Source organism: Psychromonas sp. MME2, assembly GCF_040566515.1.
Lineage (GTDB): Bacteria > Pseudomonadota > Gammaproteobacteria > Enterobacterales > Psychromonadaceae > Psychromonas.
Genome location: NZ_JBEWXI010000012.1, coordinates 212,793 through 234,793 on the forward strand (window position 1 = coordinate 212,793; position 22,001 = coordinate 234,793).

The window sequence follows — 22,001 nt, forward strand, 5'->3', positions numbered from 1 at the left end:
TGCCTCTTTACGAAACTTACAACAAAAAAGTAAGTTATTTTAACCAGCAAAATAGATCCGCTATTTACTCCGATTGGTATAATATGGGTATAGACATAAAAAAGCATCACGCAAAGGTGATGCTTTTTATTGAACAATTATCTAATCTGTTAGTTATTCAATTAAGCAATAACGTGTACAGAAGAGGTATTTGTTGTGCCTGAGTCAACTAGCGCACCAGATACCATAACAACTTTATCACCCGCAGCAACAAGGCCAAGCTCTTTAGCCATATCCATACCTAGTTGATAAAAATCTTCTGTGGTTTTTTGCTCATCGATAACTTTAGCTGAAACGCCTTTAGTTAACGCTAATTGTTGGCGAGTCTTTGGATTGCTCGTTAGTGCTAAAATTGGCGTCGTTGGGAAGTATTTACGTAGTGAACGAGCTGATTTACCTGCACCTGTTGCAACAATGATTAGTTTAGCATCAAGTTGCTCTGCATTTTTAACTGCAGTGCTACAAACCGCTTCAGTAATACGTAAATCTTTTTCTTTAATGTTTGTTTTAGTTGGCATAACTTTATCTGTACGCTCACAGATAGTTGCCATGATCTCTACTGCTTCAGCTGGGTATTTACCTTTAGCACTTTCACCTGAAAGCATTACCGCATCTGTTCCATCTAGGATAGCGTTGGCAACATCGCCTGCTTCAGCACGAGTTGGACGAGGGTTTTTGATCATTGAATCAAGCATTTGTGTTGCAGTGATAACTGGTTTACGTGCTTTATTTGCTTTCTCAATCATCATTTTTTGAGCAAAGATAACTTCTTCAACTGCAATTTCAACACCTAAGTCACCACGTGCAACCATGATTGCATCCGAAACGGCTAGGATCTCATCAAAGTTGTCCACACCTTCTTGGTTTTCAATTTTCGAAATAATTTGGATGTTTTCACCACCGTGAGCTTTTAAGTGCTCACGCATTTCAAGAACATCTTCTTTTTTACGAATAAATGATGCAGCAATAAAGTCAACTTGTTGTTCACAACCAAATACTAAATCGCCTTTATCTTTAGCAGAAAGTGCTGGAAGCTGTACTTTAACGCCAGGTAAGTTAACACCTTTGTTTTCACCAAGTTCACCAGTATTAACTACTTCACAGATTACATCTGTATCTGTAACACGTTTAACTGTCATTTCAATTAAACCGTCATCAAGTAATACGGTATTGCCAATTACTAGGTCTTTAGTTAAACCTTCATAAGTTACAGCTACTTTAGTATTGTCACCAACAATAGTTTGGTCTGTTGTTAGGGTAAACTCTTGACCAGCAGTAAGTAGTACATCTGCACCATTTTCAAGCTTAACGGTACGGATTTCTGGACCTTTAGTATCTAGTAAGATCGCAACATTTTTACCTGTTTCTTGGCAAACTTCACGAATAGTTGCAATTCGAGCTCCGTGCTCGGCAAAATTACCATGAGAAAAGTTAAGACGCATGACATTCATGCCGTTGTTCACTAACTTAGTTAGCATCTCTTTTGATTCTGATTTTGGCCCAATAGTACAAACTATTTTTGTTTTTCTCACAGTTTTTCTCCAATAATGTGTTTGATTTTTGCTATAGTTTAAAAAAAATTTAATCTGGTTATTTAACTGGCGCACATTTTACAATAAATACAGCAATAAAAAATGATTTATTCCAGTATATTGTCATTTAATTGGATTTTTTTTCATTTTACTATTGTAATTTATTGTAAAATTTTGTGCGTTAGCTGTAATTTTTTGTAACTACTAATGATTATATGTTGATCTGCTTCTCATTAATACAGCTCTTTAGATGCTAACTGGTGTTCTTGCCATGCGGGGATATAAATGTCGTTGGACAATCAACTGATAGTAGTTTGAATTACAATATATACAATATTTCACCTATATCGAGCGCTATGTGACACCATCTTCCTTATATCAAACCGATTTGAAAAATAAAAAAATTGTGCATGATCCCGTTCAGGCGGATGCAATTAATCATTTGCAATGCTTATATGACCAGTTGATATCGAGAGAGTCTAGTAAGCCTGTGACAAGGGGATTAATTGATCGTATCAAAAATAAATTATTAAATACCGTTGAACAACGTCCTTTTATTAATGGGCTCTATTTATATGGTGGTGTGGGACGAGGTAAGACCTATTTAATGGATCTCTTTTTTCAAAGTTTACCGACCAAGCGAAAATTACGATTACATTTTCATCATTTTATGCTGCGTGTGCACAAGGAGTTGACTCAACTACAAGGAGAAGTTAATCCATTGACAAAAATTGCGAAAAAATTTGCTAAAGAAACCGATATATTGTGTTTCGACGAATTTTTTGTTGAGGATATTACGGATGCAATGATTATCTCCGGTGTATTAAATGCTTTTTTTGCCGAGGGGATAACCTTATTAGCTACTTCTAATCTTCACCCTGATGATCTCTATAAAAATGGTTTACAAAGAGCTCGATTCTTACCAACGATAGCCTTAATTAACCAGCATTGTGATATTTTTAATCTTGATGGTGGGCGAGATTATCGATTAGGACGGTTAACTGAAAGTGAAATTTACCAATACCCATTAGATGAGAAGGCGCAATTACAAAATAAAGCGCATTTTGAAAATCTAGCTCAAGGAGATAAACATTATGGACAAGAAATAGTGGTGAATAATCGTTCTATAAAAACCATTGCCTATAGCGCCAATACGTTAAGTATTGAATTTATCGCTTTGTGTGACGGCCCTAGAAGTGTTTTAGATTATATTGAAATTGCTATCATCTATCGCACTATTATTGTTGCTAATGTTAAACAGATGGACGCGGCGAATGATGATTTAGCACGGCGTTTCATTGCCATGGTTGATGAATTTTATGATCATAATGTTGCATTAATTATTTCTGCAGAAGTACAAATTGAGCAGTTATATATCGGTGAGCGCTTATCTTTTGAATTCAACCGTTGTATATCTAGGCTATTGGAAATGCAAAGCAAATCATACCTTCATCAGGCACATCATTAATCTAATTTGTTTATTGTTATTTTTATTACAATATTTACGTGATCTCTGCTCTCTTTTTCTGTACAATGTCGCCGCCCACGTTATCCACCTCCCCAATATATTACATGGTGGATTTATTGTTTACGCTTGACGTATTCGAAGGGATACGGAATGGCAAAATACATTTCTGATTATCAAATTTGATAATTGTTTTTTAAATCATTAATTTGGGTATAACTTAATGAAAACTTTTGTTGCTAAACCAGCTGAAGTCACACGCGACTGGTTTGTTGTCGATGCTGAAGGTAAAACCTTAGGCCGTCTGGCTACTGAAATTGCTCTACGTTTACGTGGTAAACATAAAGCAGAATACACTCCTCATGTTGATACTGGTGATTACATCATCGTTATTAATGCTGAGAAAATTACTGTAACAGGTAATAAAGCTAAAAATAAAATTTACTACCATCACACTGGTTTCATCGGTGGTATTAAATCAATTAGCTTTGAAAAACTAATCGATCGTGCACCTGAACGTGTTATTGAGACTGCTGTAAAAGGTATGTTGCCAAAAGGTCCTTTAGGACGCGCAATGTATCGTAAATTGAAAGTTTATGCTGGTACTGAGCATCAACATTCTGCACAGCAACCACAAGTTTTAGACATCTAATAGGATTAAAACAATGGCAAATCAATACTACGGCACTGGTCGTCGAAAAAGCTCAACAGCTCGTGTATTCATGAAGGCTGGTAGCGGTAATATCACTATCAATAAACGCAATCTTGACGAATATTTTGGTCGTGAAACTGCGTGTATGGTTGTTCGTCAACCATTAGTACTTATTGACAGTCTTGAAAAATTTGACTTAAACATCACTGTTAAAGGTGGTGGTAATACAGGTCAGTCGGGTGCAATCCGTTTAGGTATCACTCGTGCTTTAATGCAATATGACGAAACTCTACGTGCGGAATTACGTACAGCTGGCTTTGTTACACGTGATGCTCGTAAAGTTGAACGTAAGAAAGTGGGTCTACATAAAGCTCGTAAACGTCCACAATTCTCAAAACGTTAATATTTACGTTATCAGAATTGCCAAAGCCCAGTGTTTACTGGGCTTTTTTTTATCTAAATTTCCCCCCTCTATTATCGATATTCTTCTCATAACAGTTATTGCCCTTAAAAATAAAGGGATAAACTCGGTAAATTAATGTACTAATGAGAGCATTATCAATTAAGCAGTGATTTTATGTGGTTGCATTCTTAAAAATAATGTTAATAGCTTGTAAATTTATCCCTGTTTCTTTAAAATTCAAGCAGTTTATGCACCCACCAAATTTGTAATTTACACGCAATGATGTGCATCCTCACTATTTTAGTAGCTCACAATGGAGATGGTTAAATGAGCAATGCGCCTGTCAGTACTGGTCGCCGTAAGTTTCTAACATTAACAACAGGTGTTGTTGGTGCTGTAGGAGCCGCTGCAGTGGCGGTACCTTTCGTGAAATCTTGGAGCCCGAGTGAAAAAGCAAAAGCAGCTGGAGCCCCAGTTTCTGTCGATATTAGCAAGATACAACCGGGACAATTGATCCGCGTTGAGTGGCGAGGAAAACCTGTTTGGGTAGTATCACGTACTAAAAAGGTGATAGATGAGCTAGCGACTTTAGATGAGCAGCTGCGCGATCCTAATTCAGAAGAGCCTCAACAGCCAGTCTATGCAACAAATGCGTTGCGCTCCTTAAAATCTGATATCTTTATTGCCGTGGGTATTTGTACACATCTAGGGTGTTCACCGAGTTATCTGCCTGACAGTTTTTCTGAGCAAGTAGAAGGTGTCGAATCAGGCTTCTTTTGCCCCTGCCATGGTTCCAAATTTGATATGGCTGGACGCGTTTTTCAAAATGTACCTGCACCATTGAATTTAGTTATTCCACCACACCATTACGTGAGTGATAGTGTGGTGTTAATCGGCTTAGATAAGGGAGATGCCTAATGCTTAATAAATTAGTCACGGGCACCATAGAGTGGATTGATGCTCGTATTCCTATGACGGAAACATGGAATAAACACTTAGCGCAATATCCGACACCCGTTAATTTTAACTTTTGGTATTTTTTTGGTTCACTGGCGATGCTGGTGTTGGTCAATCAAATATTAACGGGTATCTGGTTAACCATGCATTATAATCCATCAGCAGAGGGCGCCTTCGCTTCCGTTGAATATATTATGCGAGATGTACCATACGGTTGGTTGTTACGTTATATGCACTCAACGGGGGCATCCGCCTTCTTTGTGGTTATTTACCTACATATGTTTCGTGGATTAATCTATGGTTCATATCAAAAACCTCGTGAATTGATCTGGATTTTTGGTATGTTAATCTTTCTCGCTTTAATGGCAGAAGCATTTATGGGATACCTACTTCCTTGGGGGCAAATGTCCTTTTGGGGAGCGCAAGTGATTATCTCGTTGTTTGGTGCAATTCCTATTGTCGGTGATGATTTAACACTGTGGATCCGCGGTGATTATGTTATATCTGGTGCGACATTGACACGTTTTTTTGCGCTGCATGTTGTCGCATTGCCTTTATCTATTGTAGCTCTTGTATTTTTACATATTGTTGCTTTGCATGAGGTTGGCTCAAATAACCCAGATGGAGTTGAAATTAAACAGAAAAAGGGCAGTGCCTCTACTGAAGCGAAAGGAAAATTTACTTTTCATCCTCAGTATAGCGGTAAGAAGGATATTATTGATGCTGTGCCTTTCCATCCCTACTTCACTGTCAAAGATATTATGGGGGTTGCAGGTTTTCTTATTTTGTTCTGTGCCATTATCTTCTTTCTGCCAGAAGGTGGCGGTTATTTCTTAGAAGCGCCCAATTTTGAGCCTGCTAATAGCCTAAAAACACCCGCCCATATTGCACCTGTTTGGTATTACACGCCATTCTATGCCATTTTACGTGCTATCCCTGATAAATTAATTGGTGTTGTCTTTTTTGGTGGTTCAATTGTTATTCTATTTTTCTTGCCGTGGTTAGACCGTTGTAAAGTTAAATCAATACGCTACCGTAGTTTGATACACAAAGTGAATATTGCACAGTTTACCGTGAGCTTTATCGTTTTAGGTATTCTTGGAGCCTTACCTGCAACCCCGTTACTCACCATCATTGCACGTGTCGGTACGATCGGTTATTTCGGTTTCTTTATTGCGCTCTGGTTATACAGTAAAAATGAAAGAACTAAGCCATTACCAACGAGGTTAACATTCAAATGAAAAAATTAATGATAGCCTTAATGGCATTACTACCAGTGCTGGCCTTTGCATCCGCTGGCAATGTTCATTTAGATAAAGCAAATAATGATTTGCACGATAGAGCATCCTTGCAAAGTGGTGCAAAATTATTTATGAATTACTGTTTTGCTTGTCATTCAACGGGATACCAACGTTATCAACGTGTTGCTACAGACCTTGGGATTTCCGATGAGTTAATGCAAGAAAATCTCATCTTTACAGATAGCAAAATTGGTGAGTTGATGGTTAATAGTATGGACAAGAAGGATGCGACTAAATGGTTTGGTAGTCCACCTCCTGATTTGACATTAGTTGCTCGACTTCGTGGTACAGATTGGATTTATACCTATTTACGTTCTTTCTACCGTGATGAAAATAGACCTTTTGCTGTAAATAATGTAATTTTTCCTGATGTTGCTATGCCACATGTACTTGAAGAGTTGCAGGGTATTCCCACTGCTATTTATGAAACAGAGATGATTGATGGGGTGGAGCATAAGCGTATTGTCAGTTTAGAAAGCAATGGCCAAGGGGAAATGTCATCGGATGAGTATGACAAAGCCGTATTAGATCTGGTAAACTTCTTGGCCTATTCTGGTGAGCCAAATAAACTCGAGCGTGAAAGTATGGGGGTATGGGTAATTGCTTTCCTACTCGTATTATTTATCCTTAGTTACTTGCTGAAGAAAGAGTACTGGCGAGACGTGCACTAACGTCACCATTATTCGTAATTCATTATTGGCAATGATGATATTGATCGTCATTGCCTTTTTTGCTTTTAAACCGAACAATTTAATTTAAATATTAGGGGTTTTCCATGGCTGTAGCCGCAAATAAACGTTCTATCATGACACTCTTTTCTGGTGCATCTGACTTATATAGTCATCAAACGCGTATCGTATTAGCAGAGAAAGGAGTTAGTGTTGAGATAACTTTTGTTTCTGAAGATAACTGGCCAGAAGAGTTAACTGAACTTAATCCTTATAATAACGTGCCTACATTAGTAGACCGTGAACTGGTTTTATATAATTCACGTATTATCATGGAATACTTAGATGAGCGTTTCCCTCATCCACCATTGATGCCTGTTTATCCAGTTGAACGCAGTAAAAGTCGTTTAATGATGGAGCGTATTGAAAGTGATTGGTATCCGCTTGTAGACCGTATTTTAGGTAATGATGAAGCTGATGCAGAAGTAGCTCGTGTAAAACTACGTGATGCTATTTTATTAATCGCGCCTGTTTTTGACCATTTTGCTTACTTTATGTCAGAAGAGTTTACTCTAGTTGACTGTTATATGGCTCCGCTACTATGGCGTCTTCCTGAATTGAAAATTGATCTTGGTTTTGACAATGTTGCAGGTCTGAAAAGTTACATGGTTAAGGTCTTTGAACGTGAGTCTTTCCAAGCGTCTATGACTGAAACTGAGCGTGAAATCCGTGTTGGTGGATAATAGGCAAATTAATTGTTGTTAATCTATTAACGTGAGTAAAATTAGTTATGGAGTGGTAATATACATTCCGTAACTTTCAATTGCTAATCAAATAGGATCTCTATTATGAATAATATGTTGGTACAACGACCATACCTTTTACGTGCATTCTATGATTGGATAGTCGATAGCGAATGTACGCCACATATTATTGTCGATGCCACTCAAACGGGTGTTGAGGTACCATTACAGTTTATTGAAGATGGAAAAATTGTCTTAAATATCGCCCCTCGATTTGTGATGCAATTTTCTATGAATGATGATGCAGTTGCATTTAATGCGCGATTTTCAGGTGTTCCAATGCAAGTATATGTGCCTTTGTATGCTATTGAAGGAATTTATGCGAGAGAAAATGGTGCGGGTACTATTTTCCCTTCAGAGCCTGCCTATGAAGCGCTTGATAAAGATAGCAATAAAGATAATAGTGCAGACCATTCTTTGCAAAAAGAGACTAAACATAAACGCCCTAGCTTGACGATAGTTAAATAATAAATCATACCGTTAAGCATTTAAGAAGTTATTGATATGATGGCAAAGTGATCATTTTGCCATTTACAAAGCTTTATTATCATAACCGTTACGTAAATGAATAGGTAATTATTCTATTTCTGTTAACTGCTTAGTTAATATCCCGTAGTCATCAATTGATAGGCAATCATTAAATAGTTGCATTGGTTTAGTTGAGTCTGGGTTTTTAATTCCAAGTACATGACGTATTCCAAATTGACGAGCGACTAGCAGTAGATCTTCATTGTCATCAATAAATAAGGTCCTTTCTGGATTAAAAGGATGATGTGCTTGTAAGCGCTGCCAAAGCGTTAAAGATTCCTTACAGTGGCCAAATTGATGCGTAGAATAGAGATGGTCAAGATGTTGATCTAGTCCTGTTTGCTCCATTTTAAGGCTTAAACTATCTGGATGTGCATTTGTTAGCAATACTCTTTCAATATTACGTTCCTGCAATGCAATTAAAAAGGCAATAACATCGATACGTATGCTAATGTTTTTTGCATTGCTGCGTTTTAATTGACGAATATCTATACCCGTTTGCTTACTCCAGTAATCAATACAATACCAATCAAGCGTTCCTTTTACTGCATTGTATTGGCTTGTTATTTTTGTTTTAGCAACTTCTATAGATATGTTATTTTTACGGGCAATGGCAACGGGTAATTGTTCTAGCCAAAATTGGTTATCAAAGCGTAAATCTAATAATGTGCCGTCCATATCTAACAGTACGGTATCTACGTTATTCCAGTCAAACATAGTTGTCTCTTGTTTAATTCAATAATGTAAGTATACCTTCTTATTCTGATGGGTATACCAGTTATACCAGTTATACCTGTTATGCCATTATAGCAATTTGCATAATATTATGGTCATAGCTTGCTGAGGAAAAATAAGGGAGAGCAGGAGGGCGCGAGATTCAATAGTAATCGCAGTCTATTCTTTTAACAAACAAGATAGAGTAGATACTTATGCGGATTAGTGTTATCTACTCTAAAATATATGCGCACTGTTATTGATTTATTCTTCTACCTAAATAAATCATCTAATTAATGGAATTGGCATTATTATTTAACTGTTTTATTTTATTTTGCATTGCTTTTGCTTTACTAACTATTGGGTGATGATTTTCACAGCCACGAAGCTCTAATTCTAAAATCATTGCTTCTAATAATAGTGGCACTTCCATCAGTAACGCTGTTGAATTTTCGTGATTACTCATTTTCGTTCCCCCCTTTTATCTACAGATTAATATAGGCACTAAGCTAGTAAATTTGCGATTAGTTCATTATCTCAATTAACTACTCTTAGTATATAACTGCTTATTAAAAGCTGCCTGTTTGGCCAGAATAAAATATAAGTTAGAACAAGATAGCAGAACCCGTCATTATTGCATCTCAGTTACGATATGAACGAATGACGGGTTTGTTTATTTAGCGCGAGGGAGTAAAGTGTTGTTTACAAAAATCAATGCGCTCCTGAACACTCATTGTACTTGTGTCTCCTAAGCTTTCGATAAGCTTTAATCGAGGTAAAATGCCTGTTCCATTGGCTATTTGAATTGCAAGTCCGGGGCGAGCATTGAGCTCCAATAACATAGGCCCTTGCTCGCGATCTAATACCATATCAGTGCCAAGATAACCCATTCCACACATTTCATAGCAACTAGCAGCAAGATAAATAAGCCTTTCCCAATGTGGTACTTCTAATGTTTTTAACTCTTTATTGGTATCAGGATGAAATTTAATTGATTGATCAAACTGCACTGCATGTAACGCTCTGCCGGATGTTATATCAACACCAACTCCAACAGCACCTTGATGCAAATTAGCTTTACCATTGGATGCTGCGGTTGAAAGTCGCATCATCGCCATTATAGGAAAGCCTTTAAAGACGATTACGCGAACATCGGGAACACCTTCAAAACTAAATCCATCAAAGGCATTATCAAACTGGATAAGTCCTTCAATAACGGCAACATCAGCGCCTCCCCCTAAACTAAACAATCCTGCAAGAATATCTGTAACATGGCGTTTAATTTCCGATAGGCTTTCTTCGCTACCACTGGCTTTAAAATAGCGACCATTCTCAATTTTAGTAATAACTAAAATACCTTTACCACCACTACCTTTTGCAGGCTTAATAACAAAACCAGGCGCATCTTTAATATATTTTTCAACGCCGTCAACTTCAGCTTGTACGGATATAACACCTAATAAAGCGGGTGTTGTGACATTGGCCTTTTGGGCTATTATTTTAGTTTGTAACTTATTATCAACTAAAGGATAAAGCCTACGTGGATTATAACGGCCAATATAGCGACCGTTACGTTGGTTCATGCCAAGCACTCCATTAGCCTTTAGTGTAAATGGATTCGCAAATAACATTATTTTTCCTTGTTAGCTAAGGGTCTAAATCTGCGTAGCTCTAATAAACGGTAACCCGTATAGCTTCCGAGTACGAGTACTAATGACATAACAACAAACTGTAATCCAATAAAGTTAAACATTAAATAGCGAGTGACCACGTTGCTCATGGCGAAATAGGCGAGCACTGCAACAATTAAGCTTCCACCACCTTGTAGCATAACCTGTTTAGGGCCTTCTTCTTCCCATAGAACCGACATACGTTCAATGGTCCATGAAAGAATGATCATTGGGAAGAATGTTATTTTTAATCCTTCAGTGAGACCTAGCTTATAAGCTAGGACACTAAACATAGCGATCAACAAAATAACCATGATGATAACAGTCGATATTCGTGCCACCAGTAATAAATTGAGGTGTGAAAGATATGAACGGATAAATAAGCCAACCGCTACGAGTAGCAGAAAACCTAAAATCCCGGTTATCAGACTGGTTTGAATAAATGCCATGGCGATTAAAACAGGCATGAATGTACCTGATGTTTTAAGTCCAATTAGTACGCGCATAATAACAACAATTAGCACACCTAATGGAATCATTAAAATATTTTTAAAGGTTGATTGGTCTTCAATAGGTAGGCTATGTATTGAAAAATTGAACAAATGGTCGTTATCTGATTTTTGTAGCAAGGCGGATAAAGCAGGGTGTTCTTGTTTGATCATAGAAAAACTGATGCGAGAGTTTTCTCCGCCAGTCAGCTCAATAACGGCCTTGCCGCTTTGATCCCAAAGCAATAAATTATCACGATTGACTGCTTGCAGGTTTTCAGGGTTGAATAGTTTTGATGTAATATCGCCATCTTTTTCTTCAAACACTTCAACGAAATACGATAATTGCTGTTGTCTAAAACCATCCTCTAATTCAAGCGCTGCAATTTTTTTGCTTGGTATTTCAGCTTCATTTAGCAGTGAGATCAGTAAGTCTGCTTTTGAAGTGGCTCGTGATAATAGCAATGTCACATTTTGGTTTGGATTTTGGTCATTAAGTTGCTTGATTATTTCACGAGCGAAACTATATGCATCGGCACTTGTTGCCATGGCATCTTTAATGAGAATCTTTTCCTGCTGTATATGCTGAGGCTTCATATTCTTTTTCAAATAAAGGTGGCAGGGCGGTTATTTGTGGGGCATCAATTTTATCACTCACAAGCATTTGTACATTATAGTAGAGTGTTTGTGTGCCATTGGCTTCACGTTTAGTCCATTGTGCCAACGCGTGTCCATTTTCATCTAAAAATGATAGCCCATAGCCAGGCGATGAAGCTGTTTGTGATATTTGATTATATCCAGCTTGCTGAGTCGGGATAGATAATGAAGCGATAATAGGCTCACCATTCGCTTCAAAACTAACCTTAGCATCAATATTCCAAATAGTACGAGTTTCTCCTGGTAACCAAGGAATATCAAAGGCAATGTGTCGTTGTACTGTTTGAAATATACCAATGCTAAACAGCCCTGCAACTAATGCATAAAATAAAATACGAGCCTTCATAGGATTCCTTACTCTTTAGTTTTTGATTTATATTTGGGGTGAATATATTCTTGGCTAATATCAACAAGTACAAGATCTTGCATGAATGTACGGCCAATTAAAACGGGGTATTCCATATGTGAACGGTCAGCAAGAGTGAACTCTGTCAAGGTTGAAATACCACCAAGGTGAATACGTAACTTAACTACGATACGTTCATTTTCTACACCAGGATTGCTTGATTGTACAATTTTAGCGATACGGTCAATTTTTGCTTCTATTGGTGTGCCTTTCTCTTCATTTACATGGGGTAGTGTAAAACGAACCCATTTTTGACCATCGCGTTCAAATCTTTGGATATCTTGGGCATTAAGTGAAGAGGTGGTCGCTCCGGTATCAATTCTCCCTTTAAAATTACTTTTTGCTGAAGAGATGTATACCCATTCAGTCTGTCCAAGAATCGTTTTATTACCAATTTTTTCTACACTGTTATTGGTTGCTGCATTTGCTGTTTTAACTTCTGCTTTTAATGTATTTGTTAGCGTTGTTAATTGAGCAACTTTTGTTTTGCTTTTTGCTAGTTCAGTTTCTTTTTCAACTAGTTTGCTTTGTAATGCTTTATTTTGTTGTTGATTTTCTTGTAAAGATGTTTGTAAATCATTTAATTGTTTTTCTTGTACTTCATTACTTGTTACTGCACACCCTGAAAGGAGAAAAAAAGTGAGTAAAAGTGTCATTGTACATTTATTTAATGGCATAAAAATTCCTTAACTACTATTTGATAACCTAATAAATTATAAAATATATTTTATATAATGGTAATAGTAGCATTTTTATTGTGTTGTTATCTGTAACTTATTAATTTTTTATAGTGTGTAGTTAATTTTTATTACGCAACGAACCATTGGTTTAGCTTTTGATAGTCGTTTCATGTGATGGATAAGTGCTAATTGTGAGTTTTTACTTTTCGGTATATAAACACGCCTAGCAATATCAATGTGCAGTAGATTTGTAATGGTATTGAGCCATAGTTTTGATAAGGTGTTTTGCCTATCGCAGGCTTAAATAAATGGCTCAATACCGCCGCTTTATCGCGTTCTAGCCGAGCGATTTCATCGCCATTCCTATCAAACATAGCCGTAACACCATTATTTGTGACGCGTAGTAGTGGGCGAGCAAATTCAATGGCGCGCATTCTTGCAATTTGTAAATGCTGGTCGGGACCGATTGAGTTGCCAAACCATGCATCATTACTAATTGTTAAGATTGTGCCTGTGGTTGCTGTTATGTTTTGTCTTAATAGTTCTGGGAATGCGATTTCATAACATAATGCAGCGGCTATTGCTGACTCTGGAGATTGTAAGTTATTTTGTACCTCCGAACCTCGAGCAAAGCTTGACATCGGTAGGTTGAAATAAGGGGCAAGTGGACGTAATAGGTTTTCGAAGGGAACAAATTCACCGATCGGTAACAGATGATGTTTTTGATAGCGATTACCGCCCGTTAAAGAATAATCACTCCCAGCGGGTAACTTACCCAGTGCAATGATGGTATTATAATATTGATCCGTTTTACGTGTATAACCAATTATTCCAGTGATCAGTGTTTTGTTGCGAATGGCTAGGCTTTCTGAAAGTGGTTGTAAGAAATTTTGCATATCTAGTTCAAGTGCTGCAATGGCTGACTCAGGCCAGATGATCAGCTCTGGTTGGTCATCTAAACCTGTCTCACTAAGGTCAAGGTATTTAAACAGCGAGGGGTAGAGCTGTTCTGGTAACCACTTTTCCTTTTGCGCTATATTTCCCTGTACTAAAGAGGCCATTTGCGCAGGTTGTTGATCTGTATATTCCTTTGTTTTTAATGCACTGCCCGTTATGAATAAAATACAGATAAGGGTAATATTTAAGAATATTTTTTCTCTTTGTAGCAGTAATGCCAGTGCACCACAGATAATCATAATTGCGAGGGTTACACCTTGAACACCTAAAATAGGCGCATAACCAACGAGAGGGGTATCTGCATGGCTATAACCTAAATAGGCCCATGGGAATCCTGTTAAAACAAATCCTCTTAACCAATCAGATATTAACCACAAAACGGGTGTTAATAAAAGATAGCGAATGCTTTTATTAAGCCAGAAAAAGCGGGCATTTAGCCATAATGCTAAGGTTGGAAAAAGCGCTAAATAGGCACATAAAATAAGGATGAGTAATAGATTGACTAACATTGGCATGCCACCAAATAGGTCCATGCTCACATAGACCCAGTGGATGGTACCGATAAAAAAGGCAATGCTAAAAGTAAAACTCACTAAAAAATAGTGTTTAGTGGTCTTGTGTAGATGGTCAAATAATAGAAAAAAGCGACCAAAGAGGGATAAATGACCCATTCGTGTTGATATGGTGCAAATGCAAAAATTTGTACGACACCCAAAACAAAGGCAACAATCAGTTGCCCCCAAATCTGTCCTATAAATCGGCGCAGATGACTGAATATACTATTTATCAATCGGTTTTTCGCTCTTTAGGAATACGTACTTGCAATTGTATTAAACGACGGCTATCAGCTTTAGTTACCTTAAACTTGTAGCCATCAATGACTGCAATTTCTTCTCTTGCTGGTAAATGGCCAAGTTTATGTGTGATTAATCCACCTATCGTATCTTGCTCTTCATTACTATATTTTGTTAAAAAATAATCATTAAAGTCTTCGATAGAGGTGAGTGCATTGACCGCATAGGTTCTTTTGCCTATTTTGCGTATTTCAGCAATATCGACATCATCATATTCATCTTCTATTTCACCCACAATTACTTCGAGAATATCTTCAATAGTGACCAACCCTGATACACCACCATATTCATCAACAACAATGGCCATGTGGTAGCGTTGGCTGCGAAACTCTTTTAGCAGTGTATCGAGACGTTTACTTTCTGGGACAACAACCGCTTCACGAAGAATATCTTCAATTTTAAAATCGTGTGCCTCGCTGCTGAAGCCGTATACAAGTAAGTCTTTGGCCAAAAGCAAACCGACTATATGGTCTTTATCCTCGGTTATCACCGGGAAACGCGAGTGTGATGATTCGATAAGCTGAGGAAGAAATTCTTGTACACTTTGATGTAAACCAAGCGTTATCATTTGCGCTCGCGGTATCATGATATCACGAACGCGTAATTTAGAGACATCAAGCACGCCTTTGATCATATCTTTGGTTTTTTGATCGATGATCTCACGTTGTTTTGCACCTTGAATAATTTCTAATAACTCTTTTTTATTTTTTGGAACGCCATTAAAAAGGTTACCAATTTTATCAAATAATCCAGGTTTAGGCTCGTCTAGTTGCTCTTGCTTGTCATCAGACATTAATTTTATTTACTCTTTTCACTTAAATAGGGATCTGCAAAATCAAGTTTGATTAACAGCTCTGTTTCGATTGATTCCATTTTTTCAGCTTGCTCATCAATGATATGATCATAACCTAAAAGGTGCAAGGTACCATGAATGAGCATATGTGCCCAGTGAGCAGTTAGCTCTTTTTTTTGTGCTATTGCTTCACTTTCAACAACTTCCTTACAAATAATAAGATCCCCAAGTAGTGGTAATGTTAACCCTGGGGGATTTTGAAAAGGAAATGAAAGGACATTGGTTGGCTTGTCTTGAGCTCTATATTGATTATTTAATTGCTGACTCTCAATGAGTTCAACAATACGTACCGTGACTTCTGCTCTTTTGCGTAGCGATTTTGAACCCGCAGTGATTGCTGCACTAACCCATTCTTGCATCATTGCTAATGAGGGTAATGATTGTTGATTAATAGTCGCTATTTGTAAATCAATATAAAGTCGCATTATTTTTTCTCCATATGCTCCGCTGCTAATTCAGTTTTTCGGTCAAAGGCTTCATAGGCCTTGACGATGCGAGCCACAACTGGATGTCGAACAACATCATCAGCGACAAAGAAGCTAAAACTGATTCCATCATCGATTTCACCCAGTACTTCAATCGCATGACGTAATCCTGATTTCTGATGCCGAGGTAAATCGATCTGTGTAATGTCGCCGGTGATAACCGCGGTCGAATTAAAACCGATGCGGGTTAGAAACATTTTCATCTGTTCAACAGTTGTATTTTGGCTCTCATCTAAAATGACAAATGCATCATTTAACGTGCGTCCTCGCATATAGGCAAGAGGTGCAATTTCTATTACATTGCGTTCGATTAATTTCTCAACTTTCTCAAAGCCTAGCATTTCGAAAAGGGCATCATACAAAGGTCGTAAATAGGGATCAACTTTTTGCGATAAATCCCCGGGTAAAAAACCTAATTTTTCACCCGCTTCAACGGCTGGACGAGTCAATAATATACGGCGAACTTCTTGCCGTTCCAACGCTTCAATGGCGCATGCCACGGCTAGATAGGTTTTACCTGTGCCAGCAGGCCCGATACCAAAGCTAATATCATTGGTGAGCATGTTATTGACATATTTTGTTTGATTTTCCCCACGAGGTTTAATGATGCCACGTTTTGTTTTAATTGATAACGTTTGGTAGGCCGTTTGCTGTTCGTTACTCTTCACTTCTAATAAATGATGATTATTAATGAGCGCTTGCAGGGCGAGATGGATATCAGAATCATTTAAGGTTGCCCTTTTTCCTTTTACGGTCAATGTTTCGATATAAAGATCTTTTAATAAATCACTACAAGCTTGTGCATAGCGATGTTCACCAAGAATTTGGAAATGTGCACCCTTATAGACGATTTCAACACCTAAACGACGTTCAATTTGTTTTAAATTGTCATCAAAGGCACCGCACAAAATCGCTAATCGGCTGGTATCGGCTGGTACTAAATCAAGATGAACTGTAGTTAACTTTGTAGTCAAAATTATCAAACCTCATTATATGGGGATTTATACCCCTTATTATATTTATGCATTTAATTCAGGCGTAAAAGTTTCAACACCTAATTTATTTTCATGTTTATTAACAATATCACTTGGGCGAATTGATTCGCGTAAATTCATTTCAGATTCACCCCGAATGAATTTTCCTCGAATGGAGTTGGTATGCACTTCGGTTATTTCAACATCAACGAATCCACCAATTGAGCGATGGTCACCTTCAAAATTGACTATGCGATTGTTCTCTGTGCGTCCGTACAGTTCCATGATATTTTTTCGTGAAGGTCCCTCAACTAATATACGCTGTACCGTGCCGACCATTTTACGACCAATAAGCTGAGAGTTTTGATGAATTCTATCTTGTAAAATAGCTAAACGCTGTTTTTTAGTTTCAGGGCTTACATCATCAGGCATATCAGCTGCCGGCGTGCCTGGGCGTTGACTATAAATGAAGCTATAGCTGGTATCAAAACCAATATAATTAATTAGATCCATTGTTTGTTGGAAATCGTCATCGCTTTCATTAGGGAAACCAACAATAAAATCACTACTGATGGTTAAATTGGGGCGAACGGCTTTGAGTTGTGCAATTTTTTCTTTGTACTGAGCTACGCTATGGCCGCGTTTCATGGCACTTAAAATGCGATCTGAACCAGCTTGTACTGGTAGATGTAAAAAATCCACTAGTTCTGGGGTATCTCTATAAACATCAATAATCTCTTCCGTAAAGTCAATTGGATTACTGGTGGTGTAACGTAAACGATCAATGCCATCAATCGAGGCGACATAACGCAATAACTCTGCAAAACTACAGGTATCGCCATCATGTGTTGCACCAATGTATGAATTTACATTTTGTCCCAGCAGATTAACTTCACGCACACCTTGTTCTGCAAGTTGTGCAATTTCTAACAGTACATCGTCTAGAGGGCGACTGACTTCTTCACCTCGAGTATAAGGAACAACACAGAAAGTACAGTACTTAGAGCAGCCTTCCATAATTGAAACAAAAGCCGTAGCTCCTTCCGCTCTTGGCTCTGGCAAGGAATCGAACTTTTCTATTTCAGGGAAGCTAACATCGACCACAGCCCCTTTATTTTCTCTTATCTCTTTTATCATGTCAGGTAGGCGATGTAATGTTTGTGGTCCAAATACAATATCCACATAGGGCGCACGAGTACGGATAGCTTTGCCTTCTTGTGATGCAACACAGCCCCCGACACCAATAATTAGGTCTGGCTTGTTATCTTTTAATTTTTTCCAGCGTCCAAGTTGATGGAATACTTTTTCTTGCGCTTTTTCTCGAATAGAGCAAGTATTCAGTAGAATAACGTCGGCATCTTCGGCACTATCGGTCGCGATATAACCATTAGTTGAATTTAATAGAATCGGCCATTTTAGATGAATCGTATTCATTCATCTGACAACCCCAAGTTTTGACGTGTAACTTCATACTCATAATTTCTTGCTCATTCGTGCTTATAAAAAAATAGAGGTGGCATTTTACGCACATCAACGCGATCTTGCTACTGTTTGTTTAATCTTAGTTGATCCCTCCCTAAGTTCAGTATAAAGAAAGATAGTTGCTTATAATAAGCTTTGTTATAGTAACGCTATTAATTGAAATACCTAGTTGAGGAAGGTTTAGTGCAAAATAGAGAAGTTATTGTTGTTGGCGGTGGGATGGTCGGTGCGCTTACTGCTTTGCTATTGGCACAGCTAGGTAATAAGGTTAAGTTGATCGAAAAGTCTCCCTGTATCAGACCTATGGAAAATGATGGTTTTGATTTACGTGTTTCTGCTTTTAGTGCGCAAAGTAAAAATATACTCGTAGCAGCGGGTATTTGGGATAATCTACCCAAATCGCGGTTATGTGCCTATCAGAGATTACAAACCTGGGAGAAAAGTAGTGAAAAATTGTGCTTTGATAGTCAAGCTGTTGGTCTCGAGGCTTTAGGGTATATCGCCGAAAATAGGCTTATTCAATCTGCTTTGTGGGATAAATTAAAACAGCTTGATAATGTCTGTTTGTACGAAAAAAGGCAGGTAAAAAAAATTGTCAATGGTTATGCAGAGGTCTCTCTCCTATTAGATGACGAGCAGAGTCTGAGAGCTGACTTATTAATTGCCTGTGACGGTGGGAATTCAGCGGTTCGGCAATTATTGCAGATTGGTATTACGGCTTGGGATTATCGCCAACAATGCCTGCTCATCACAATTAAAACAGATATTGCGCAGCAAAATATCACTTGGCAAGAGTTTCGAGAGAGCGGCCCCTGCGCCTTTTTACCCTTAGCGAATAACAATGCCTGTTTAGTTTGGTACCATAAACCACAAAAAATAAAACAGTTACAATCACTTTCTAATGAGCAACTTAAGCTCGCTATCTTACAAGAATTTCCTGCTCTATCCTTTGATTTTTCAGTACAAGATAAAGGTGGCTTTCCGTTAACTCGTCGTCATGCTCAGCGTTATTATCAAGGCCGTTGTGTGTTATTAGGTGATGCTGCACATACCATTAACCCTTTAGCTGGGCAGGGGGTTAACTTAGGTTTTAAAGATGTGCAATGCCTCGTTGATTTATTGCAACATTGTGCTGATTTACCTATCAATAATATATTACAACGCTATCAATCAATGCGTAAACCCGCTAACTTAGTGATGCAGACTGCGATGGATTTGTTTTACAAAAGCAGTAAATCAGAGTTACCACTATTACGTATTTTACGTAAAGGGGTGTTATCGGCAGCTCAGCATAGTGGTGGGTTAAAAAATAAAGTAATGAAATATGCGATGGGATTGTAAGGCTTGAAGATAGGCGAAGCATGGTAAAGCGCATTACTTAGTATATAAAATGGGTGTTCGCTCGTGTACTGCAATGTTAGTATTTGTTTCTACATATTTAAAAATTTTACAAAGGGACACTGTTATTGAATTTATTTACTCGCCAGCGCAATAAAAAAGTGGTGTCAACGGTCTTGTTAGATATGAATAGAAAACAAAAGCGTTACGAAGCACTCGTACATATCTACAGCCCAGACCTTTATCGCTATGCATATTGGATTTGTCATGATCCTGACGTTGCGCAAGATTTGGTGCAAGAGACATGTTTACGTGCATGGAAGAATTTAGATAGCTTACAAGATGATAAGTCTGCTAAAGGCTGGCTGTTTACCATCTTGCGTCGGGAAAATGCCCGTCGTTTTGAGCGAAAGCAGTTGCCGTTGGTTGATATCGATGATTATGAGGTGGCTGGACCATCTGATTCAGATCGTGATATGGATAATGAGCTATTAATACGTAAAATATCTATGTTATCGGTTGAATATAAAGAGCCTTTATTGTTGCAACTTATTGCTGGTTTTAGTGCTGAGGAGATCGCTGTACAGTTGGACCTCAATAAAAACACCGTATTAACAAGATTGTTTAGAGCAAAAAATTTATTAAAATCATCACTGGAAACAGTGCAAGAAGAAGGTGAAAAAGCAAATGGATGATATCTTATTTCGTCATACAGCCGTTGCCACACCAAACGATAAAAGTGAAGCATTTTTGCAGCGCCAAGAAGCCGTAGAACAAGATAAAGCCTTGGTCAAAGAAGCTAAGCTGTTTGACGCGAAGTTACAGTCTTTATTGAAAGTAGATGTACCTGAAGAGCTAAGTAATAAAATTTTGCTAGAACAAAGTTTTGTTGTTGAACATGAAAGGGTATTAAGCAGTCGTTGGCATGTCGCTATCGCGGCATCCATTGCATTTATAATAGGCATTAGTTTACCCTTATTAAATAACATTAAGTTGGCACCTGCCGATATAGGGCAGGTAGCGCTGCAGCATGTTCAAGAAGAGTACTATTTTACTGACAAACTTAATGAACAAGCGTCCATCACCACAGTTAACGCCAAATTGGCGAGCTATGGCGCGCAATTGCAAAGTGACATTGGTGAAGTGTTATATGTTAATTACTGCTCATTTGAAGGGATACCGGCTTTGCACATGATTGTTCAAGGTGAAAAGGGAAAAGTGACCGTCTTTGTTGTCCCTGAAGATGCGCAGTTTACAGAAACAGCAAAATTTAATAATCAGCATTTAAAAGGTATTACGGAAAAAATGGGGCGTGCCAATGTCGTTATCGTTGGTGAAAAAAATGAACCCCTAGAAAAAATGCAGCATAAGCTTGAAACAAATGTTGTTTGGAATATTTAAATTCGTTTATGGGAAGCGACGAATAAATATCAACTAAAGGTGTTATTTTGTGATTGGTTGCTTGAAATATCAGCAACCAATTTTTTTATCTCTGTTTTCGGTTGACAGAAAGAAACGCAAAAAATATACTGCGCCCGTCTTAACGATTCCTCTTTAGCTCAGTTGGTAGAGCAACGGACTGTTAATCCGTGTGTCGCTGGTTCAAGCCCAGCAAGAGGAGCCACTTTCTTCAGTTTGATTCGCATCAGGCTGAACGTGTGAAACCACGTAAAAATAAATAAACAATTCCTCTTTAGCTCAGTTGGTAGAGCAACGGACTGTTAATCCGTGTGTCGCTGGTTCAAGCCCAGCAAGAGGAGCCACTTTCTTCAGTTTGATTCGCATCAGGCTGAACGTGCGAAACCACGTAAAAATAAATAAAATAAACAATTCCTCTTTAGCTCAGTTGGTAGAGCAACGGACTGTTAATCCGTGTGTCGCTGGTTCAAGCCCAGCAAGAGGAGCCACTTTCTTTAGTTTGATTCGCATCAGGCTGAACGTGTGAAACCACGTAAAAATAAATAAAATAAACAATTCCTCTTTAGCTCAGTTGGTAGAGCAACGGACTGTTAATCCGTGTGTCGCTGGTTCAAGCCCAGCAAGAGGAGCCACTTTGAAACCTAAGCTTAGTTGATAAGCTTAGGTTTTTTTTTAC

Annotated in this window: 22 protein-coding genes, 4 tRNA genes and 1 pseudogene; 15 read left to right on the forward strand and 12 right to left on the reverse strand. The window is 38.0% G+C overall.

Annotation, left to right across the window (positions count from 1 at the left end):
• Window positions 1-161: 161 nt before the first annotated feature.
• Window positions 162-1,571 carry a pyruvate kinase PykF gene (gene pykF / locus AB1A03_RS11290; protein ID WP_354624749.1) on the reverse strand — a complete coding sequence of 470 codons (1,410 nt, stop codon included), beginning with the start codon at window positions 1,569-1,571 and terminating at the stop codon, window positions 162-164.
• 358 nt (window positions 1,572-1,929) lie between these two features.
• Here pykF and zapE point away from each other — a divergent pair, with 358 nt between their 5' ends.
• From zapE to AB1A03_RS11330, 8 genes are all read left to right on the forward strand, one after another.
• Window positions 1,930-3,039 carry a cell division protein ZapE gene (zapE, locus tag AB1A03_RS11295; RefSeq protein WP_354624750.1) on the forward strand — a complete coding sequence of 370 codons (1,110 nt, stop codon included), beginning with the start codon at window positions 1,930-1,932 and terminating at the stop codon, window positions 3,037-3,039.
• Window positions 3,040-3,259: 220 nt separating this feature from the next.
• The gene (gene rplM, locus AB1A03_RS11300; protein WP_354624751.1) at window positions 3,260-3,688 is read left to right on the forward strand and encodes a 50S ribosomal protein L13; all 429 of its coding nucleotides are present in this window, start codon (window positions 3,260-3,262) and stop codon (window positions 3,686-3,688) included.
• 13 nt (window positions 3,689-3,701) lie between these two features.
• The gene (rpsI, locus tag AB1A03_RS11305; RefSeq protein ID WP_354624752.1) at window positions 3,702-4,091 is read left to right on the forward strand and encodes a 30S ribosomal protein S9; all 390 of its coding nucleotides are present in this window, start codon (window positions 3,702-3,704) and stop codon (window positions 4,089-4,091) included.
• Window positions 4,092-4,418: 327 nt separating this feature from the next.
• Complete coding sequence (gene petA / locus AB1A03_RS11310; protein WP_354624753.1) at window positions 4,419-5,009, forward strand: ubiquinol-cytochrome c reductase iron-sulfur subunit; 591 nt, start codon at window positions 4,419-4,421, stop codon at window positions 5,007-5,009.
• Complete coding sequence (locus tag AB1A03_RS11315) at window positions 5,009-6,289, forward strand: cytochrome b (protein ID WP_354624754.1); 1,281 nt, start codon at window positions 5,009-5,011, stop codon at window positions 6,287-6,289. The genes petA and AB1A03_RS11315 overlap by 1 nt, the downstream gene beginning before the upstream one ends.
• Entirely contained in the window at window positions 6,286-7,020 is a 735-nt protein-coding gene (locus AB1A03_RS11320; protein ID WP_354624755.1) for a cytochrome c1, read from the forward strand. Before AB1A03_RS11315 ends, AB1A03_RS11320 begins: the two co-directional genes overlap by 4 nt.
• 104 nt (window positions 7,021-7,124) lie before the next feature.
• A complete protein-coding gene (gene sspA, locus AB1A03_RS11325; protein WP_354624756.1) occupies window positions 7,125-7,760 on the forward strand; it encodes a stringent starvation protein SspA in 636 nt (211 codons plus the stop codon).
• Between the two features lie 105 nt (window positions 7,761-7,865).
• Window positions 7,866-8,288: a ClpXP protease specificity-enhancing factor gene (locus AB1A03_RS11330; protein WP_502945949.1), complete on the forward strand. Its 423-nt coding sequence runs from the start codon at window positions 7,866-7,868 to the stop codon at window positions 8,286-8,288.
• Window positions 8,289-8,396: 108 nt separating this feature from the next.
• On the opposite strand, the gene yrfG is transcribed toward AB1A03_RS11330, so the two are convergent.
• The 11 genes and pseudogenes from yrfG to miaB form a co-directional block, all read right to left on the reverse strand.
• A complete protein-coding gene (yrfG, locus tag AB1A03_RS11335) occupies window positions 8,397-9,065 on the reverse strand; it encodes a GMP/IMP nucleotidase (RefSeq protein WP_354624757.1) in 669 nt (222 codons plus the stop codon).
• Window positions 9,066-9,351: 286 nt separating this feature from the next.
• Window positions 9,352-9,528: a hypothetical protein gene (locus AB1A03_RS11340; protein WP_354624758.1), complete on the reverse strand. Its 177-nt coding sequence runs from the start codon at window positions 9,526-9,528 to the stop codon at window positions 9,352-9,354.
• Window positions 9,529-9,739: 211 nt separating this feature from the next.
• Window positions 9,740-10,693 (reverse strand): alpha-L-glutamate ligase-like protein, encoded by a 954-nt coding sequence (locus tag AB1A03_RS11345; protein ID WP_354624759.1) that lies wholly within the window; start codon window positions 10,691-10,693, stop codon window positions 9,740-9,742.
• On the reverse strand, window positions 10,693-11,817 hold the full coding sequence (locus AB1A03_RS11350; RefSeq protein ID WP_354624760.1) for a UUP1 family membrane protein: 1,125 nt from the start codon (window positions 11,815-11,817) through the stop codon (window positions 10,693-10,695). Before AB1A03_RS11350 ends, AB1A03_RS11345 begins: the two co-directional genes overlap by 1 nt.
• Window positions 11,777-12,223, reverse strand: a complete 447-nt coding sequence (locus AB1A03_RS11355) for a UUP1 family membrane protein (RefSeq protein WP_354624761.1) — start codon at window positions 12,221-12,223, stop codon at window positions 11,777-11,779. The genes AB1A03_RS11350 and AB1A03_RS11355 overlap by 41 nt, the downstream gene beginning before the upstream one ends.
• An 8-nt stretch (window positions 12,224-12,231) precedes the next feature.
• Complete coding sequence (locus AB1A03_RS11360; protein ID WP_354624762.1) at window positions 12,232-12,960, reverse strand: ATP-dependent zinc protease family protein; 729 nt, start codon at window positions 12,958-12,960, stop codon at window positions 12,232-12,234.
• Between the two features lie 188 nt (window positions 12,961-13,148).
• A complete protein-coding gene (lnt, locus tag AB1A03_RS11365) occupies window positions 13,149-14,591 on the reverse strand; it encodes an apolipoprotein N-acyltransferase (protein ID WP_354624763.1) in 1,443 nt (480 codons plus the stop codon).
• Between the two features lie 115 nt (window positions 14,592-14,706).
• Window positions 14,707-15,567, reverse strand: coding sequence for a CNNM family magnesium/cobalt transport protein CorC (gene corC / locus AB1A03_RS11370; protein ID WP_354624764.1), 861 nt, complete (start codon window positions 15,565-15,567; stop codon window positions 14,707-14,709).
• Between the two features lie 5 nt (window positions 15,568-15,572).
• Window positions 15,573-16,052 carry an rRNA maturation RNase YbeY gene (gene ybeY / locus AB1A03_RS11375; RefSeq protein ID WP_354624765.1) on the reverse strand — a complete coding sequence of 160 codons (480 nt, stop codon included), beginning with the start codon at window positions 16,050-16,052 and terminating at the stop codon, window positions 15,573-15,575.
• A complete protein-coding gene (locus AB1A03_RS11380; protein WP_354624766.1) occupies window positions 16,052-17,086 on the reverse strand; it encodes a PhoH family protein in 1,035 nt (344 codons plus the stop codon). Before AB1A03_RS11380 ends, ybeY begins: the two co-directional genes overlap by 1 nt.
• 45 nt (window positions 17,087-17,131) lie before the next feature.
• Window positions 17,132-18,563 (reverse strand): annotated as a pseudogene (gene miaB / locus AB1A03_RS11385) (tRNA (N6-isopentenyl adenosine(37)-C2)-methylthiotransferase MiaB).
• A 188-nt stretch (window positions 18,564-18,751) separates the two neighbouring features.
• On the opposite strand from miaB, the gene AB1A03_RS11390 reads away from it, so the two are divergent.
• The 7 genes from AB1A03_RS11390 to AB1A03_RS11420 all read left to right on the forward strand — a co-directional run bounded on the left by AB1A03_RS11390 (window position 18,752) and on the right by AB1A03_RS11420 (window position 21,957).
• The gene (locus AB1A03_RS11390) at window positions 18,752-19,909 is read left to right on the forward strand and encodes an FAD-dependent monooxygenase (protein WP_354624767.1); all 1,158 of its coding nucleotides are present in this window, start codon (window positions 18,752-18,754) and stop codon (window positions 19,907-19,909) included.
• Window positions 19,910-20,091: 182 nt separating this feature from the next.
• Window positions 20,092-20,601 (forward strand): sigma-70 family RNA polymerase sigma factor, encoded by a 510-nt coding sequence (locus AB1A03_RS11395; RefSeq protein WP_354625302.1) that lies wholly within the window; start codon window positions 20,092-20,094, stop codon window positions 20,599-20,601.
• Entirely contained in the window at window positions 20,594-21,307 is a 714-nt protein-coding gene (locus AB1A03_RS11400) for a DUF3379 family protein (RefSeq protein ID WP_354624768.1), read from the forward strand. Before AB1A03_RS11395 ends, AB1A03_RS11400 begins: the two co-directional genes overlap by 8 nt.
• A gap of 147 nt (window positions 21,308-21,454) precedes the next feature.
• Window positions 21,455-21,530 (forward strand) — tRNA-Asn (locus tag AB1A03_RS11405).
• A 63-nt stretch (window positions 21,531-21,593) separates the two neighbouring features.
• Window positions 21,594-21,669 (forward strand) — tRNA-Asn (locus tag AB1A03_RS11410).
• 68 nt (window positions 21,670-21,737) lie between these two features.
• A tRNA-Asn gene (locus AB1A03_RS11415) sits at window positions 21,738-21,813 on the forward strand.
• 68 nt (window positions 21,814-21,881) lie between these two features.
• A tRNA-Asn gene (locus AB1A03_RS11420) sits at window positions 21,882-21,957 on the forward strand.
• The last annotated feature ends 44 nt before the right edge of the window (window positions 21,958-22,001 follow it).

Bases quoted from the DNA above. Each gene is read 5' to 3' on its own strand.
- AB1A03_RS11330 (WP_502945949.1), top strand. From the start codon at position 7,866: ATGAATAATATGTTGGTACAACGACCATACCTTTTACGTGCATTCTAT.
- rpsI (WP_354624752.1), top strand. From the start codon at position 3,702: ATGGCAAATCAATACTACGGCACTGGTCGTCGAAAAAGCTCAACAGCT.
- ybeY (WP_354624765.1), bottom strand. From the start codon at position 16,052: ATGCGACTTTATATTGATTTACAAATAGCGACTATTAATCAACAATCA.
- lnt (WP_354624763.1), bottom strand. From the start codon at position 14,591: ATGGGTCATTTATCCCTCTTTGGTCGCTTTTTTCTATTATTTGACCAT.
- AB1A03_RS11355 (WP_354624761.1), bottom strand. From the start codon at position 12,223: ATGAAGGCTCGTATTTTATTTTATGCATTAGTTGCAGGGCTGTTTAGC.
- sspA (WP_354624756.1), top strand. From the start codon at position 7,125: ATGGCTGTAGCCGCAAATAAACGTTCTATCATGACACTCTTTTCTGGT.
- AB1A03_RS11360 (WP_354624762.1), bottom strand. From the start codon at position 12,960: ATGCCATTAAATAAATGTACAATGACACTTTTACTCACTTTTTTTCTC.
- corC (WP_354624764.1), bottom strand. From the start codon at position 15,567: ATGTCTGATGACAAGCAAGAGCAACTAGACGAGCCTAAACCTGGATTA.
- rplM (WP_354624751.1), top strand. From the start codon at position 3,260: ATGAAAACTTTTGTTGCTAAACCAGCTGAAGTCACACGCGACTGGTTT.
- AB1A03_RS11345 (WP_354624759.1), bottom strand. From the start codon at position 10,693: ATGTTATTTGCGAATCCATTTACACTAAAGGCTAATGGAGTGCTTGGC.
- AB1A03_RS11395 (WP_354625302.1), top strand. From the start codon at position 20,092: ATGAATAGAAAACAAAAGCGTTACGAAGCACTCGTACATATCTACAGC.
- AB1A03_RS11400 (WP_354624768.1), top strand. From the start codon at position 20,594: ATGGATGATATCTTATTTCGTCATACAGCCGTTGCCACACCAAACGAT.
- petA (WP_354624753.1), top strand. From the start codon at position 4,419: ATGAGCAATGCGCCTGTCAGTACTGGTCGCCGTAAGTTTCTAACATTA.
- AB1A03_RS11350 (WP_354624760.1), bottom strand. From the start codon at position 11,817: ATGAAGCCTCAGCATATACAGCAGGAAAAGATTCTCATTAAAGATGCC.
- yrfG (WP_354624757.1), bottom strand. From the start codon at position 9,065: ATGTTTGACTGGAATAACGTAGATACCGTACTGTTAGATATGGACGGC.
- AB1A03_RS11315 (WP_354624754.1), top strand. From the start codon at position 5,009: ATGCTTAATAAATTAGTCACGGGCACCATAGAGTGGATTGATGCTCGT.
- AB1A03_RS11340 (WP_354624758.1), bottom strand. From the start codon at position 9,528: ATGAGTAATCACGAAAATTCAACAGCGTTACTGATGGAAGTGCCACTA.
- AB1A03_RS11320 (WP_354624755.1), top strand. From the start codon at position 6,286: ATGAAAAAATTAATGATAGCCTTAATGGCATTACTACCAGTGCTGGCC.